Source organism: Dehalococcoides mccartyi (genome assembly GCF_001889305.1).
GTDB classification, from domain to species: domain Bacteria; phylum Chloroflexota; class Dehalococcoidia; order Dehalococcoidales; family Dehalococcoidaceae; genus Dehalococcoides; species Dehalococcoides mccartyi_A.
In genome coordinates, this window is sequence record NZ_CP013074.1 from 636,884 (window position 1) to 651,836 (window position 14,953).

The following is a 14,953-nucleotide window of genomic DNA, read 5'->3' on the forward strand; positions in this document are numbered from 1 at the left end:
AGAATGGGTGTTAATACAAATCTGAATAAGGAAAACTGCCCGGCAGTTCCCAGCGGTATGCACCCCCACTGGAGGGGACGAATTATTGCTATGGCCGGATTATTTGGACTACTGCTTTTGGCGGCTATTTTTGCTATATCGTTCGGTTCGGTTGAAGTGCCGTTTTTTACCACTATATCTATCATGATTTCAAAAATTCCCTTCGTAAATATTATCCCGGACTGGACTGTAAACACACAAACCATTATTTGGGATATCCGTTTACCTAGGGTTTTGCTGGCCGGGGTGGTGGGTATGGCTTTGGCTGTAGCCGGGGCTACTTATCAGGGGCTTTTCCGAAACCCTCTGGCAGACCCGTATCTTATCGGTGTGGCACAAGGTGCAGCCGTAGGCGCAGTATTGGGGTTGATACTTGGTATTGGTTTTGATGTTCTGGGTATTTTTACTACGCCATTGTTTGCTTTTGCTGGGGCTTTCGGGGCGGTAGGGGTAGTGTATATGCTTGCCAGAGTGGGAAACCGCCTGACTGTGACTACCTTGATACTGGCCGGTGTGGCGCTGGGGTCATTCCTTACGGCTATTGTATCGTATCTTATTACGGTTAGCGGTGACAAGATTCACTCTGTTATGTTTTGGCTGATGGGTAGTTTTTCCATGGCCGGCTGGGAGAGTGTGAAGATAGCAATACCTATCGTAATCATAGGTACTCTGGTTATACTCCTGTTTGCCCGTTCGCTGAATCTTATCCAGCTGGGTGAGGAGCAGGCTCAGGAACTGGGAGTGGATGTAGAACGAATGAAGATTATCCTCCTTACGGCGGCTACCCTGATAACAGCCGCGGCGGTATCTTTCGTGGGTATTATCGGTTTTGTGGGTATTATTGTTCCCCATGCCGTGAGACTGATCTGGGGGGCAGACTACCGTTTTCTGCTGCCGCTTTCGGCTCTGGTGGGGGCGGTCTTTATGATAATGGCTGATATCGCTTCCCGTACTCTGGTTGCTCCCAATGAAATTCCGGTAGGGGCTATTACGGCTCTGGTAGGTGCGCCCTTTTTCCTGTATTTGCTTAGAAAACGCACTCGAATGCTCTTTTAGGTATATGAAAAATGTTTGAACTTGAAGTAAGAGATGTAACCCTGGCATATGGTCCGGTTGATGTTCTGCGGAATGTCAGCTTTAAGACCATGCCGGGTGAGATGATTGGACTAGTGGGACCGAATGGTTCAGGCAAATCTACCCTGATAAAGTCTTTGGCCAGAGTAATAGAACCGCGTCTGGGCAATATTTATATAAACGGGCGTAATTCACGTTCCATACCCCGTCTGGAACTGGCTAAGATGGTAGGGGTTGTCCCCCAGATACCTGTACTTCCCAGTGCTTTTACTGCCTTTGAGATTGTACTAATGGGGCGTAATCCACATATGGGTACTTTTCAGTATGAAAGCCACAAAGATATTGCAATTGCCTGGGAGGCTTTGAAAAGGGCGGGTGTGCTGCATCTGGCTGAACGCCAGATAGGGGAGCTTTCCGGCGGGGAGATACAGAGTGTGGTTATTGCCCGTTCCTTGTGCCAGAAAACCGAAGCAATTTTGCTGGATGAGCCTACTTCCAACCTTGATATAGGCCGTCAGATAGAGATACTTGACCTTATAAAGTCTGAGTGCCGTGAACGGAATATTACCGTAATCGCCGCCTTGCATGACCTTAATCTGGCTGCTCATTATTGTGAGAGGCTGATACTCATTGATAATAATGGAATTCATGCGGATGGCAGTCCGGTTGAAGTAATAACTACAGATAATATAAGCCGTGTTTACGGCCCCGGCAGTTATGTTCATACCCATCCCTTAAGCGGTCTTCCGGCAGTATTGCCGCGTTTGGGTAATATCCGCTGTAATACAAATGGTGAAAAGGGAGGCACGGGTGCCCACTGAGAAAATAAATATACGGACTGTTGCTGAATTTCACGGCATAAAGGCAGAGGTTATTAAGCACGAGGTCTGGGGTGTTCCCGCCAATGCTTTAGTGGTTACTTTTCCCGAAGAACGGCGGGCACTTTCCGGCAGGCAGGGTTACCGCAAAGTAAAGGCAGTTTGCAATATTTATTTGCCGGATGCTATCTGGCCGCGTCTGCATAATGATAAATTAAGCTGGAATGGCTATTACCGTCAGGTTTTTTCCAAAGCCCTGAGTGCTATAGGCATTCCCCTTTCCAAAGTGCTGGTTTTATCCACCGGGGTTACCATGGATCATCTGGCCTTCCATGAGGAAAAACAGGGTGATTTGTGGGTGGCGGTTCTGGCTACTGCCGGGGTGGAGTCTAATGCCTTACGCATTGGGCAGGATAAGTCTTCGGGGATTGACCGCAACGGCAAGTTTAAACCCTTCGGCACTATAAATACTATTATTCTTACCAGTGAAAGCCTGCCGCAGTCTGCTCTGGCTTCCTGTTTTATAACCGCTACCGAGGCAAAGACTATCGCTTTGGATGAACTGGGTGTTATGAGTGCTTATACCCCCGGCCTAAAAGCCAGCGGCACTGGTACTGACCAGATAGCGGCAGTTTCAGGCACAGGTGATAAGGCAACCTACGTGGGCGGGCATACATTGCTGGGCGAACTTATGGGGCGGAGTGTTACCCTGGCCATAAAAGAAGCCCTGACCAAGCGTATTGCCAGCAGAAAAGGGCATTAGGTTGGAAGTCCTTTTTATATTCCTGCTGGCGCTCATTATTGATTTGGTTTTTGGAGACCCGCCTAATGCTTTTCATCCGGTAGCCTATATGGGCAGGGTAATTGCCTTTTTTGAGCGGGCAGGGTTTAAGGGCGGCCGGGTCTACCAGTTTGTTTACGGTATAGTCATGGTTTTTATTGCCATGGCACTTTTTTTTATACCGGTATATTTTCTGCTAGGCTGGCTGCATGGGGTAAACAGTGTAGTTTACATAATAGTGTCGGCCATTTTACTCAAGATGTGTTTTACGGTAACCGGCTTGCGTAAGGCAGCTTTGCTGATTAAGCAATTGTTAGAAAAAGATGACATTGCCCAGGCCCGTTTTGAGCTCCGCTCACTGGTTTCTCGTGATACCTCCAAACTGCCTCAGCCCAAACTGGTGGCGGCGGCGGTGGAATCTGTGGCGGAGAGTATCGGAGACGGGTTTGTGTCGCCGCTCTTCTTCTTTCTGATATTCGGCGTGCCCGGTGTTATGGCCTACCGGGTAGTGAGCACCTTTGACAGCATGGTGGGTTACCGCGGTAAATACGAACATCTGGGCAAGTTTGCTGCCAGATTTGATGATGTGCTTAATTTTATTCCGGCCAGACTGTCTGCCTTGTGCATACTTGTGTCCAGCCTCTTTGGGCGTTACAGCCCGGCAGGGGCATGGCGGATAATGTGGCGTGACCATGCCAAGACCCAAAGCCCCAATGCCGGCTGGCCAATGGCGACTGCAGCCGGTGCCCTTGAAGTTTGTCTGGAAAAAGTGGGACACTACTCTTTAGGGGATAATATCAGGGAGCTTGTTCCCCAAACTATCAGCCGTTCGCTGCTGCTTATAAACAGTGCGGCCTTTATCTGGGTCTTAATAAGCGCGGGAGTGATTTATTTTGTCCATATCGCCTAAGCCGCAGGTAGAAAAATTAAAGCCGTGTTATCACGGCGGGCCGAACTATGCCGAGCTTAGAAAACTTGGTATCAGCCCGGATGCGATTATGGATTTTTCGGTAAGTTCAAATCCCTATCCGGCACCTGCAGAGATAAAAGAAGCCCTGTGTTCCTTGGTTATTGACCGCTACCCTGACTCTGATTCTGTCGAACTCAAAGAATATCTGGCGGGCAGGCTTTCGCTTAAGCCCGAAAACCTGATTGTAGGCAGCGGCTCTATGGAAATTATCCGTCTGGTTGCCGGGGCATATTTTGGGGTGGGGGATACGGTTTTAATACTTAAACCCACCTTCGGGGAATATGAACTGGCAGCAGAAGTGGCCGGTGCGGATATAATTGAGCAGTGGGCAGACGAAGAGAGCGGATTTAAGTTTGATTTGGATTTAACCTGCCGCATTATTAAAAAACACCAGCCCAAAGCGGTATTTATCTGCAATCCCAATAACCCTACCGGGGTTTATCTTTCCAAAGCGGATATTGAAAAAGTGCTGAGCGTCTGCACTGATACCCTGCTGGTGCTGGACGAAGCTTATATAGCCTTTGCTGAAGACTGCTGGAAAGCAGCAGATTTGCTTGAAACGGGCAATATTATAGTTATCCGCTCTATGACCAAAGACTGCGCTTTGGCCGGGCTGAGGTTAGGTTATGGCATGGCCTCGGCGGAGATAATAAACAACCTTAAAAAGGTCTGTCCGCCGTGGAATGTTAATGCTGCCGCCCAAAAAGCAGGATTAGTTTGCTTACGTCACCCCAGCTATCTAGCGGAATCTGAGAAAAAGATAAAGGCCTCTAAGGAGTATCTCAGGCAGGGTTTTGCAGGCTTGGGCTTTAGAGTACTGCCCTCCGAGACCAATTTTTTCCTGATGAAAGTGAAAAAGGCCGCAGATTTCCGTTTGGCACTCCTGAAGCACGGGCTTATGGTGCGGGACTGCACTTCATTCGGCTTGCCGCAGTATGTCCGCATTGCTCCCCGCACCCAAAGTGAGTGTGAACGCCTGCTTGCGGTTGCGGCTGAATTGAAAAGTAAGTCTGAGATTTATCCAGCCTGATTGACTGGCAGGGTTTTGTCTGATATAGTTTTTAATGGTGATTAGTAAACGGAACACGGTTTGAATCCGTGGCGGTCCCGCCGCTGTAACCGGGGACTTTGGTTTCTTAAAGCACTTTTTGTGCGGCCACTGTCAGGGCAGTACCCTGATGGGAAGGGCGGAACCGGGGGATAATCCGGAAGCCAGAAGACGTGTTAACACCAAACCGGATACCTGATGGTAAAGGGGCCGGCTCATCTTGAAGATATTTTGAGATGTGCCAGCCCCTTTTTTATTTGGGCAGGCGCCAGAGGAGGATAAACTGAGCATAGCCTGAAGTGCTAAAAATTGATATACCCTAATCAAAGTTTTTAATAAAGGAGTTTAGAAATATGGAACTATTAAATGCAACACTTGCAAAGATACACGGGCTTGATAAAGAGGCCATGACCAAGGCTCAGGCCCATCAGGATATCCTGACTAAACCTCAAGGGTCTTTAGGCAAGCTTGAAGCCATTGCGGTTCAGCTTGCAGGCATTCAGGGGGATGCCAAGCCCCAAACTGCCCGCAAAGCCATTATAACTATGGCTGGCGACCACGGCATTATTGATGAGAAGTTTCACAACTGGCCCAAAGAAGTAACCGCCCAGATGCTGCAAAATTTCGCCCATGGCGGTGCCGCCATAAATGTCCTTTCCAGACAGGTGGGGGCGCGTAATGTGGTGGTTGCTTTGGGGGTGGCCACCCCCATGGCGGAAGACCCGAATATAATCAACCGCAATATTGCCCCCGGCACCAATAACATGGTTTACGGCCCGGCTATGACCCGCGAGCAGGCGGTAAAAGCTATTGAGACCGGTATAGAGATTGTAACCGCCGAGGTTAAAAAGGGGCTGGATTTGGTAGGTACCGGTGATATGGGTATCGGCAATACTTCCCCCTCCGCCGCTATTTGCTCTGTCATTACCGGGCGGTCACTTGAAGAGGTAACCGGGCGGGGTACCGGTGCTTCAGACGAGCAGATGAAGCTGAAACGCAACGCCATTGCCAAGGCAATTTCCCTTAACAAACCCAATGCCAAAGATGCGCTGGATGTGCTGTCTAAGGTGGGCGGCTATGAAATAGGCGGTTTGGCAGGGGTAATACTGGGTGCGGCTGCTAACAGAGTGGGGGTGGTTGTAGACGGCTTTATTTCAGGTGCGGCGGCACTTATTGCGTATACTATCTGCCCGCAGGTAAAGGACTTTATGTTTGCCGCTCACCAGTCGGTAGAGCCGGGACACCGTATTTTGCTTGAACATATGGGGCTGGATGCTATTTTGAAAATGGATATGCGGCTGGGTGAAGGCACAGGTGCCGCCCTTGCCATGAATATTATCGAAGCATCCAACCGTATCCAGCACGAGATGGCCTCTTTTGCAGATGCCGGGGTTTCCGAAAAGCAAAGTTAGGTGTATTCTGGTATAATCCCGGTTTGAGGAAATATATATGGGTTCATTCTTAGCGGCTTTCCGCTTTCTTACCAATATACCTGTACCCTGGCTGAAAGAAGACTGGCAGGGGGAGAAGTCACATCTGGATTTTGCCCGCTCACTTGGCTTCTACCCCCTGGTGGGTTTAATTGTCGGGTTGATACTGGCCGGTTTGAGTTGGGTTTTCACCCTTTTTTTACCTGATGTACTCACGGCCGCTTTGCTGACAGTAAGCCTAGTGGTGATTACCGGCGGTTTGCATCTTGACGGCTTGACAGATACTTTTGACGGTATTGCCGCCGGACACAAGTCATTTGAACGCGCCCAGGAGGTAATGCATTTGCCGGGGGTGGGGGCTATCGGGGTACTTGCGGCAATCTGCCTTTTACTTTTAAAGTTTGCCGCTATCGTTAGCCTTCCTTCAGGCAGTTTCATAACCGGGCTTATCCTGTTTCCTTTAATCAGCCGCTGGGCTATGGTCTATGCGGTGGTTTGTTACCCGTATGTCAGGTCACAGGGTTTGGGCAAAGAGCTTAAGGGCGGGTCTGCAAAAGCCAGCTTGTGGCTTGCTACCATTTTCTGTCTGGCAGTCTGTGTAATACTGGGCGGCTGGGCAGGGTTGCTGGCTATGTTCGGCAGCTGGCTGCTGGTTATGTATCTGGCATCTTTCTTTAGACGCAGGCTTGGCGGACTAAACGGGGATACTTACGGCTCAATTAACGAATTTACCGAGGTAGCGGCGCTGATATTTATAGTGGCCTTGTCCGGGTATTTCAGCTGAAACAGAGGGAGTTTATAGCATGAAACTGATACTGGTGCGTCACGGGGAGACCGAAACAGATAACTACCGCCGTTACTGGGGGCATAGTGATATCGGCCTTTCAGACTCCGGCCATGCTCAGGCTAACTCCCTGCGGGAATATTTGTCTGCGGTCAGGATAGATGCCATTTATTCCAGCCCTCTTAAGCGCTGCACGGAAACTGCTGAAACCATTGCCTACGGGCGGCCTCTTTCAGTCAATAAAAATAATGACCTGAAGGAAATAGATTTCGGGCGGGTAGAGGGCCTTACCTACGATGATGTTTTAGAACGCTACCCGGATATTGCCCAGAAATGGGCTGAGGGCAGCTTTGACGTGCATTTCCCGGACGGGGAAGGCATGGAACATTTTGCCCAGCGGGTTGTTAAATTTGTAAAAATGCTCTCCAAGCACCGGGAGGATGAGACTTTATTACTGGTGGGGCACGGGGGTGTTTTCCGTATCCTTATCTGCCATTTTCTGGGCATTGATTACAAACACTGGTGGCAGTTTACGCTGGGTGTTGGCTCGGTAACTGTTCTGGATATTTACCCTGAGGGGTCTATACTGGAAAAACTGAACGACAAGTCCCACCTTAGCTGATTTTGGTGTAAGTTCAGGCAGGGCGTTTTTATAATACCGGAGGGTCATTAAAATGAATTATTTACTTATCGGCGGTGCCCGCAGCGGCAAAAGCAGTTATGCTGAGGAACTGGCCAAGTCCATAGGCGGCAAGGTTATGTTTGTAGCAACTGCTGAAGCCGGTGATGATGAAATGAAAACCCGTATCCTGCGGCATCAGCAGGCCCGTCCGCCCGAATGGGGGCTTATAGAGGCCAGTTTGGGGGTGGGTGAGAAAATAAGTGCTTACAGGGAAAATGCTGATGTGATTATACTTGACTGTATTACCCTGCTGGTAAATAACATAATGTGCCGGTATATGCTTGACCATGGTGATGAACTTGGTGGTGATGCGGCAGACTATCTGGATGCGGCGGTTAAAAAAGAAATAAATGATATAATACTGGCTATGAAAAAGACGGGTGCGTCATTTATTGTGGTGACCAATGATGTGGGTGCGGGGCTTATCCCGCCCAATGCCATGGCCAGAGTCTATCGTGATTTGCTGGGAAGGGCAAACCAGATGCTGGGTGCATATGTTGAATATGTTTACCTGATGGTGGCCGGATTGCCTATGCAGGTTAAACCGTTACTTCGTTAGTGGCAGTTTTGTAATATACATTATATAAAAACCCCCGGATATCCGGGGGTTTTTATAATTTCCGTTATTGGAGAAGAGTTTACTTCTGAATCAGCTGGTCAATCTTCTGGCTTAAGGCAGATTCGGGTACTGCACCTACCACCATATCAGCTACCTGACCGCCCTTGAAAAACAGCAGGGTAGGTATGGACATAACCCGGTATTGGGCGGCAGTGGTTTTATTTTCATCTACATTCAGCTTGCAAAATTTAAACTTACCTTCGTATTTAGTAGATAATTTGTCTATTATGGGGGCTACCATACGGCAGGGGCCGCACCACGGAGCCCAAAAATCCACCAGTACGGGCTTAGCTGATTTCAATACTTCAGCTTCAAAGTTCTGGTCGGTTATTTCCATTACCATATCGTTTCTCCTTAGTGTATTCGTATCTCTTCTAATACTACTTTGGCGTTCATTTGCTGTCAAGGCGGTTAAAAACTGGCGGCAGGAGTTCGTATATCACTCGGCTCGGTTAATTTCTTCGGGAAGATGGCTGTTTATTGCAGAAAAAGGATTTGTTGTGTGGAAGCAATGGGGTTAAATGTCATTATCCTCAAGGTTACCGGAATTTGGTACTGCCACTGTTACCATAGTACCTACATCCGGCTTAGATTGAAGGGAGAGTCGTCCGCCGATAAGCTGTGCCCGTTCCTGCATGCCGGTCAACCCCAGTTTGCCCAAAGCGGCTAAATCTCCAACCCGTTCAGGCAGTAAGAACCCTTTGCCATTGTCCTTTATGGTAAGGGTTGCTTTGTATTTACCGAAATCTATGTAAACCCAGGCTTTGGTAGCCTGAGCATGCTTGCCTACATTACGCAGAGATTCCTGTACTATGCGGAACAGCACCAGTTCGGTTTCAGGGGCAAAGCGGCGGATTTCTCCGTTTACATCTATATCAATATTTATTCCGAAGTGTTTTGAAAGGTCAGGTATCAGCCACTCCAAGGCAGGTATTAAACCCAAATCATCCAGTACCGAAGGCCGCAAATCCTGGGCAAAACGGCGGACTTCACTTAGAGTGCGGTTTACATGGTTTTGCATCTCTTCCAGTTCGGCCAGATTGTCTTCGCCAAGGTTGGGGTTTTTGGTCGCAAAGCGGTCTATGGCACGTGAAATAACAATTAGATCTTGAGCGGTATCATCGTGCAGTTCCTGGGCAATACGCCGGCGTTCATCTTCCTGAGCTATGGTAATTTGTTTGAGGTAAAAACGCAGATTTTGCTGCATCCGCTGGAGTTCTCGCTGGGCGGTTTCCATTTTCAGGTAAGCCTGCTGGCGGTGTTTTTTATCTGTTTCATAGCTTTCCAGCCAGAGGTTAACTACCAGACCGATTATAATAATGCCAATGATTTCAATAATATCATCCGCGGTTACGGTGTCTGTCACAAAAATATTCGGGATAATAATAGCGATAGCCAGAGTAAGGGATACCAGCCCAGGTCTCAAGCCGAATACCAGAGCTGTATAGGTAACCGGCAGCAGCATTATAAGCCGTCCTACCGAATGGCGGGTCAGGTACAGAAATGAATCAGGGTCTATCTGGCCGATAAAGGGCAGCAGCTGGGGGTAATGCAGGAAAAATCCCCCGGTAAACAGAAGTATCAGTATCCAGATATGCACATTGGCAAGTAATCTGGGCAGGCGGCGAATCTGGCTGTAGAGGAAACTAAATACTTTTTTCATAAGGTCATATGGTTTCAGGGTAAATCTTCCATGATGAACCAGCCGCGTTTCAACCCGTAGAGAATAGCTTCTGTCCGCGAACCTACAGATAACTTTTTGAAAATATTGGAAAGATGCGTCTGGATGGTACGGTTGGATAAATATAACTGGTCGGCAATATCCTTGTTGCTGACGCCCCGTGCCGCCATTTTAAGCACCTCTATTTCACGTTCGGTAAGCGGGTTTACGGCTGATACTTCCTCTGTTTTAGCAGCTTTATTAATCAGCTGGTCAATAACCCGGCGGGTGGTAGAGGGCTGCAGTACCGATTCTCCGGCATATACGGAACGGATAGCTTCCAGCAACTGGGTGCCTTTAACGTTTTTAAGCAGAAAACCGGCGGCGCCTGCTTCCAGTATGGCCAGAATATACTGTTCAGATTCGTAAGCGGTAAGTATGAGTATGGCAGTGGTAGGCAGGAGCTGTTTTATTTGTTTGGTGGCCTCAATTCCATTTAAGCGGGGCATGGCAATATCCATAACAACCACATCAGGGTGAACCTTCATGGACATTTCCACAGCCTCAACCCCGTCTGAGGCTTCGCCAACTACCATCATGCCGGACTCGCGCTGGATAAGTTCCCGTGTGCCTTCACGCACAATTACGTGGTCATCTGCCAAAAGCACTTTTATCATTTGGGTAGTTTGCATAATGTTTCCCTCGTTCTAATTATATACTCAGGGCAGGGATGGTTCAACGCATTTGTCAGGCAGCACATTTTAACGAGTTTATTGAGTAAGTCTCCTGCCAAGGTTCTGGCAGATTTCAGTAATGGCTTCAGTATCCAGATAATGTGAGATGGATCGGTCAAAGATAATATTACCCTCCGGGGGGAATTCATCGTCTCCCTGCCAGAATACCAGCCAGAGGGGCAGTCGGGGCAGGGCTTGAAATAAGAAACTCATATCAGCCTGGTCTGTTTTTTCACCGCCTAGTGACAGAGCGGATAAGGTCAGTTTAGCCCTATCTGCGGTATAAAGGGCTATCAGCCCTTTGAGCACCCTGTTATAGAAAACAGGCTGGTAGTTGGCACCCTCAGGCAGTTCTTTAAAGCTTATCTGTTCGTGCAGAACTGGTGTCCTGTCTGCCTTTAGCAGGTAATGCAGTATCAGGGCTTCTTCACGCAGGGACAGGTCTGTATCAGGGCTAGTTACGGCTGCGTTTCGGGTGTCTACCTTTATCTTAAACCCGAAATATTCAAGCTGGATAAAGGGTGGCTGGAATACCGCACCTGAGTTTTGGCACATTTTATTAAAATCCTGCACGGCCAGAAAACGGCTGCGGTTAAGTTCAAGGGTGCGCTGGGTGGCCAGTTCAAAATTACGCTGGTTTGGCAGGCGGAAACCTTCTCCTAAATTCATCATTTAACCCTCCGGTTTATGTTAGGGTTTAAACTGCTTTAAATAGGCCGGTATATGAGCGGCTTCACGCGGACCGACCATTATCTCCCAACCGGATAATTCTTCTTCCAGACCTCCGCTTTCCATTGAAGCGTAGCCCGGTATAATCAGCTTGCGGTGGTTGATTTTAGCGGCAATGCCGCTGTTTTTTACAAATTTACCAATGGTATCAGCCCCGAATTTGCCTGCTGCCCAGGCGGTCATGACCGAAAGCCCTTCGGTGTCTTTTATCATCAGGTAACAGGGTACACGGCTGTTTTCCATCTCACCGGAGACAATAAAATATGTCAGCGAGAAATTGCAGGTAAGCATGACAGGTGAATTGGCATCCGGGGTGTTTATTTCATAAATACCCTCGGTAGTAGCCAAAGGCCGCTGGGGGTCGGTGTAAAGGTTCATACGTGTTACCAGCAAAGGGAACAGGGTTTCACCGCTAAAGTCAGACAGCACCAGTATACCTGCATATTTGGCAGTCAGTATGCCGGCAAAAAGTGATTCTTTCATGGGGTCTTGGGTCATCTGGCAGGGGAAATTGATGACCGAAAAACCCATGGGCCGGAATTTTTTCGAAATGGCTGAGCGTCTTATGGCAACGTTGTCAGATAAGGCCTGTTTTAAATTTTCGGCAGAGCTGTCCAGCACAATATCTTTTATTCCCAGTGATTGAAGTTTAACGCTAAGGTCAGCCAAATCTGCCAGGTTAGCCGCTTTGGCTACCAGCGGACAGTTGTATTTTTTAGCCAGCTCTGCCATTTCGCTGCTGTTTTCGGCTGTGGCGGCGTAAAGAAGCGGTTTGCGTTCAGCGCAAATCTTCAAAGATTCATCAAGTACGGCGGTATCAGCACACATCAGCATGAGGCTGGCCGGGCATTTTTCGGCGGCCAGTTTGACCAGCTTCAGGTATTTTTCACCTGAGCCGCTGTCTGCCCTGAGTGCCAGCATATCCGGCTTCAGAATAGCACCCACCCGTTTGTACTGAAAACGGTTGAAAGCGGCCAGTTTGGCATCCTGTTCCGTCTCGCTCAGGCTGTCTGAGATGAGCAGGGCAATACCCGGCTGGTGCTCAAAGCGTTTTTCATGGCGGTGCATGACAGTTTCGCCGCCGGTTTTAAAAGAGTAATCACCTGTACCTATGCTCACTGTCCTGACCGGGGGGGCGGAAGCTTCCTCCAGCTTTTGTTTGGCTTCTTCCGAAACGTAAGGGCAGGCAGAAAGTTCAGCCCGGCCTCCTGCCAGACTCATGGCGAATGCCAGACAAGTGGGTACGCCGCATTCGCCGCAATTGGTTCGGGGTAAAAATTTATAAATTTCTATACCGGTAGGTGACATAATATCAAACGGGCTCCTTTCTAGATAAGTGGCTCAAGGGTCAGCGCCGGGTGTTGTTTTTCTTCAAGGAAGGGGAGTATTTCTTCCTCGGTAGTGCCTACGCTTTCGTCTGCAATCCGCTCCAGCAAATCCGGTATGCCCAGTTCGGCGGCTCTGGCATTAAACCGTTCCCGTATCTCGTCTTTCAGGGATTTGGGCATCCATACCAGACGGAGCAGGCCGTTTTCGGCGGAGATAAATTTGCGTTGGGTAATATTGTATTTGCTGTGGCCCAGAAAACCGGGGGTGGTAATGCCCCCGCCGATAGTCCCGGCCAGAGTAGTAAATTTCATACCGCAGGGTGTCATCCCGGCATATTCGCGGTTTACGGTCATAACCCCGTTGCACAGAGGGAGTATGGACGCAATACACTCGCAGCAGCCGCAGGTGGTCATGGGGTCATGGATTATGCTGTAAAGATTATAATGGCTGACCACCCCGCCGGATGTTTTTTCTACAAACTGGTTTATACCTGACCATTGCCCAAGTTTAGCATCAATAACTGCCCCCTTGTTTACCGGCTGGTTGGGCCCTAAATTATTAATCTCATTGGAAGCCCGGCAGTCCATCCAGTTGTAAGCCCCGCATAGCCCGGTTCTTTCGGGGCTGACTATACAGACGTGGCTGGGGGCAAATGACTGGCAGAGGGTGCAGGAATAAAAAGTCTCGGTATTTTCATCAGTCATGCCCTCAATGCGTTCATCCCGCTTGGCATAAATCTTTTTGGACTGCCCGCTTATCTCGGCCACTTTTTCAGGTGTGGTATATAGTTTTATCTGTATTTTGTCTACTATACCTCCGAAATCCTGATGCAGTTTGGCATGGAGAATAGAGCCGATATGCTTTAAGGAAAAGCCCTTGGCGGCTGCGCCTTTGCTTACACGCAGCCAGGCTATATCTCTCTGGCCGATATGCATAACACCCTGAGCGTAGTTTAAGAGGTGGTGTATCTGGCGTTCCAGTATAGGTTCGTAATCTTCATTCATCTTGTGTCCGGCTGCTTCTACCACTATAGCCAGCGGCAGGCGGGAGCCTTCGGGTACATCAGATACATCCTGTCCGAACAGTTCTATTTTGCCGTCGGTAACATTATCCATTTTGGCGGTTGTTACCAGCTCTACCATCTGGGTGCGTCCGCCACCGCATTCCAGATATATCTGTTCGCCCCGTACCCGTTCTCCTTCGTAGGCAGGGCCGTAAGCCACCGGAACAGGCACTTTGGTTATATTTACTTTTATTCCCCGGACGTCCATAGCCTTGGAGACGATGCGGTCATAAGGTATTCCTGCCAGCACTGAATCAACCGCATCCACCCCCGGCAGAATGGGCAGCACGGATTTGTCCGCAATAATGGGGAAGCCGAAATTGAGCGCCCCGGCGGCATTGGCATACCATTCGTCACTTATATCTCCCAGCGGCATAACAAAGGCCTTTATGCGCTCCTGGCTGTATTCAAAAAGTTTGGTACGGTTGCCCGGCTCTACATTGCCGAATGACAGGGCTACCCTGACGGCAAAGCCGAAGGCAAAGATGGCGGCGGTGGGTTCATCCCCGAAGGAAACCAGACGGGGTGTCCAGCCAAGCTCAACCCCGGCATCAGCCAGCTGGCTGGCAAAACGCTTGCCTTGAGATTCACCGCACATAAACGTATACAGATTTTTCTGCTGAAGCTCAGCGGCTATGCTTTCGGCCGTGGTATTATCAGGTGCCGCACCTATAATGGCGGCAAAACCGGGGGCGGTGCCGTCTACAAACTCTACCCCGCGTTTACGCAGAATAATATCATCAGCCGCACCCAGCCAGATATTCTCAGGGGTGGGGTCTTCGGTATTGGTGTAATATTCCGGCTGGCTCAGATAACGCAGAGCTTCCAGCATTTCCTCTGCAAACAGGGTGGCCAGACCGGCCTCAAGCACCGCACCCAGCTCGGTTACATCTTCGGCTTTTACCTCCGGCGGGGGCAGCATCTTGAAGCATTTATCAAAAACGGTCTCCATATCAGACAGTTTTTCAACCTTAATACCCAGTATGCCGTAAATGACCGGCAGGAAATAGGCGGTATTCGGGAAACCCACTGCTGTATCAGGGCAGTTTGCGGCTAGTGTTTGTTTAAATATTTCATAACTAGCATTTACTATGTTTCTGGCGCCATTTACAGAAGCTTCGGCTACTGTATTACTCATTTTTCATGTCCCTCCTTGATAATCAGGGCATTACCTGTAAGTGCATTATGCGGGC

Annotated in this window: 15 protein-coding genes and 1 riboswitch; of the genes, 9 read left to right on the forward strand and 6 right to left on the reverse strand. The window is 49.1% G+C overall.

Annotated elements, in window-relative coordinates:
• Positions 1 to 3 precede the first annotated feature (3 nt).
• The 9 genes from ASJ33_RS03405 (at position 4) to cobU (ending at position 8,185) form a co-directional block, all read left to right on the forward strand.
• Positions 4 to 1,095 carry a FecCD family ABC transporter permease gene (locus tag ASJ33_RS03405; protein WP_023652147.1) on the forward strand — a complete coding sequence of 364 codons (1,092 nt, stop codon included), beginning with the start codon at positions 4 to 6 and terminating at the stop codon, positions 1,093 to 1,095.
• 11 nt (positions 1,096 to 1,106) lie between these two features.
• Positions 1,107 to 1,934: an ABC transporter ATP-binding protein gene (locus tag ASJ33_RS03410; RefSeq protein WP_012881902.1), complete on the forward strand. Its 828-nt coding sequence runs from the start codon at positions 1,107 to 1,109 to the stop codon at positions 1,932 to 1,934.
• The gene (locus ASJ33_RS03415; RefSeq protein ID WP_041330785.1) at positions 1,924 to 2,694 is read left to right on the forward strand and encodes an adenosylcobinamide amidohydrolase; all 771 of its coding nucleotides are present in this window, start codon (positions 1,924 to 1,926) and stop codon (positions 2,692 to 2,694) included. Before ASJ33_RS03410 ends, ASJ33_RS03415 begins: the two co-directional genes overlap by 11 nt.
• A gap of 1 nt (position 2,695) precedes the next feature.
• Complete coding sequence (locus tag ASJ33_RS03420) at positions 2,696 to 3,622, forward strand: cobalamin biosynthesis protein (protein WP_023652150.1); 927 nt, start codon at positions 2,696 to 2,698, stop codon at positions 3,620 to 3,622.
• On the forward strand, positions 3,606 to 4,712 hold the full coding sequence (locus tag ASJ33_RS03425) for a pyridoxal phosphate-dependent aminotransferase (RefSeq protein WP_041330787.1): 1,107 nt from the start codon (positions 3,606 to 3,608) through the stop codon (positions 4,710 to 4,712). The genes ASJ33_RS03420 and ASJ33_RS03425 overlap by 17 nt, the downstream gene beginning before the upstream one ends.
• A 15-nt stretch (positions 4,713 to 4,727) precedes the next feature.
• Positions 4,728 to 4,926, forward strand: a riboswitch (cobalamin riboswitch).
• A 157-nt stretch (positions 4,927 to 5,083) separates the two neighbouring features.
• Positions 5,084 to 6,142: a nicotinate-nucleotide--dimethylbenzimidazole phosphoribosyltransferase gene (gene cobT, locus ASJ33_RS03430; RefSeq protein WP_041330789.1), complete on the forward strand. Its 1,059-nt coding sequence runs from the start codon at positions 5,084 to 5,086 to the stop codon at positions 6,140 to 6,142.
• 37 nt (positions 6,143 to 6,179) lie between these two features.
• On the forward strand, positions 6,180 to 6,944 hold the full coding sequence (gene cobS / locus ASJ33_RS03435; RefSeq protein ID WP_041330790.1) for an adenosylcobinamide-GDP ribazoletransferase: 765 nt from the start codon (positions 6,180 to 6,182) through the stop codon (positions 6,942 to 6,944).
• 19 nt (positions 6,945 to 6,963) lie between these two features.
• Positions 6,964 to 7,566: an alpha-ribazole phosphatase gene (cobC, locus tag ASJ33_RS03440; protein ID WP_041330791.1), complete on the forward strand. Its 603-nt coding sequence runs from the start codon at positions 6,964 to 6,966 to the stop codon at positions 7,564 to 7,566.
• A gap of 52 nt (positions 7,567 to 7,618) precedes the next feature.
• Positions 7,619 to 8,185, forward strand: a complete 567-nt coding sequence (gene cobU / locus ASJ33_RS03445; RefSeq protein ID WP_041330793.1) for a bifunctional adenosylcobinamide kinase/adenosylcobinamide-phosphate guanylyltransferase — start codon at positions 7,619 to 7,621, stop codon at positions 8,183 to 8,185.
• A 79-nt stretch (positions 8,186 to 8,264) separates the two neighbouring features.
• Here cobU and trxA read toward each other — a convergent pair whose 3' ends face one another.
• The 6 genes from trxA to acsB all read right to left on the reverse strand — a co-directional run bounded on the left by trxA (position 8,265) and on the right by acsB (position 14,898).
• On the reverse strand, positions 8,265 to 8,588 hold the full coding sequence (gene trxA / locus ASJ33_RS03450) for a thioredoxin (protein WP_041330794.1): 324 nt from the start codon (positions 8,586 to 8,588) through the stop codon (positions 8,265 to 8,267).
• Positions 8,589 to 8,762: 174 nt separating this feature from the next.
• The gene (locus tag ASJ33_RS03455) at positions 8,763 to 9,908 is read right to left on the reverse strand and encodes a sensor histidine kinase (protein ID WP_023652158.1); all 1,146 of its coding nucleotides are present in this window, start codon (positions 9,906 to 9,908) and stop codon (positions 8,763 to 8,765) included.
• A 14-nt stretch (positions 9,909 to 9,922) separates the two neighbouring features.
• Entirely contained in the window at positions 9,923 to 10,597 is a 675-nt protein-coding gene (locus ASJ33_RS03460; RefSeq protein WP_023652159.1) for a response regulator transcription factor, read from the reverse strand.
• A 78-nt stretch (positions 10,598 to 10,675) separates the two neighbouring features.
• Positions 10,676 to 11,311: a DUF3786 domain-containing protein gene (locus tag ASJ33_RS03465; RefSeq protein ID WP_041330795.1), complete on the reverse strand. Its 636-nt coding sequence runs from the start codon at positions 11,309 to 11,311 to the stop codon at positions 10,676 to 10,678.
• A gap of 18 nt (positions 11,312 to 11,329) precedes the next feature.
• Positions 11,330 to 12,676 carry an acetyl-CoA decarbonylase/synthase complex subunit gamma gene (acsC, locus tag ASJ33_RS03470; RefSeq protein ID WP_041330796.1) on the reverse strand — a complete coding sequence of 449 codons (1,347 nt, stop codon included), beginning with the start codon at positions 12,674 to 12,676 and terminating at the stop codon, positions 11,330 to 11,332.
• A 20-nt stretch (positions 12,677 to 12,696) separates the two neighbouring features.
• Complete coding sequence (acsB, locus tag ASJ33_RS03475) at positions 12,697 to 14,898, reverse strand: acetyl-CoA decarbonylase/synthase complex subunit alpha/beta (protein WP_041330797.1); 2,202 nt, start codon at positions 14,896 to 14,898, stop codon at positions 12,697 to 12,699.
• Positions 14,899 to 14,953 lie beyond the last annotated feature (55 nt).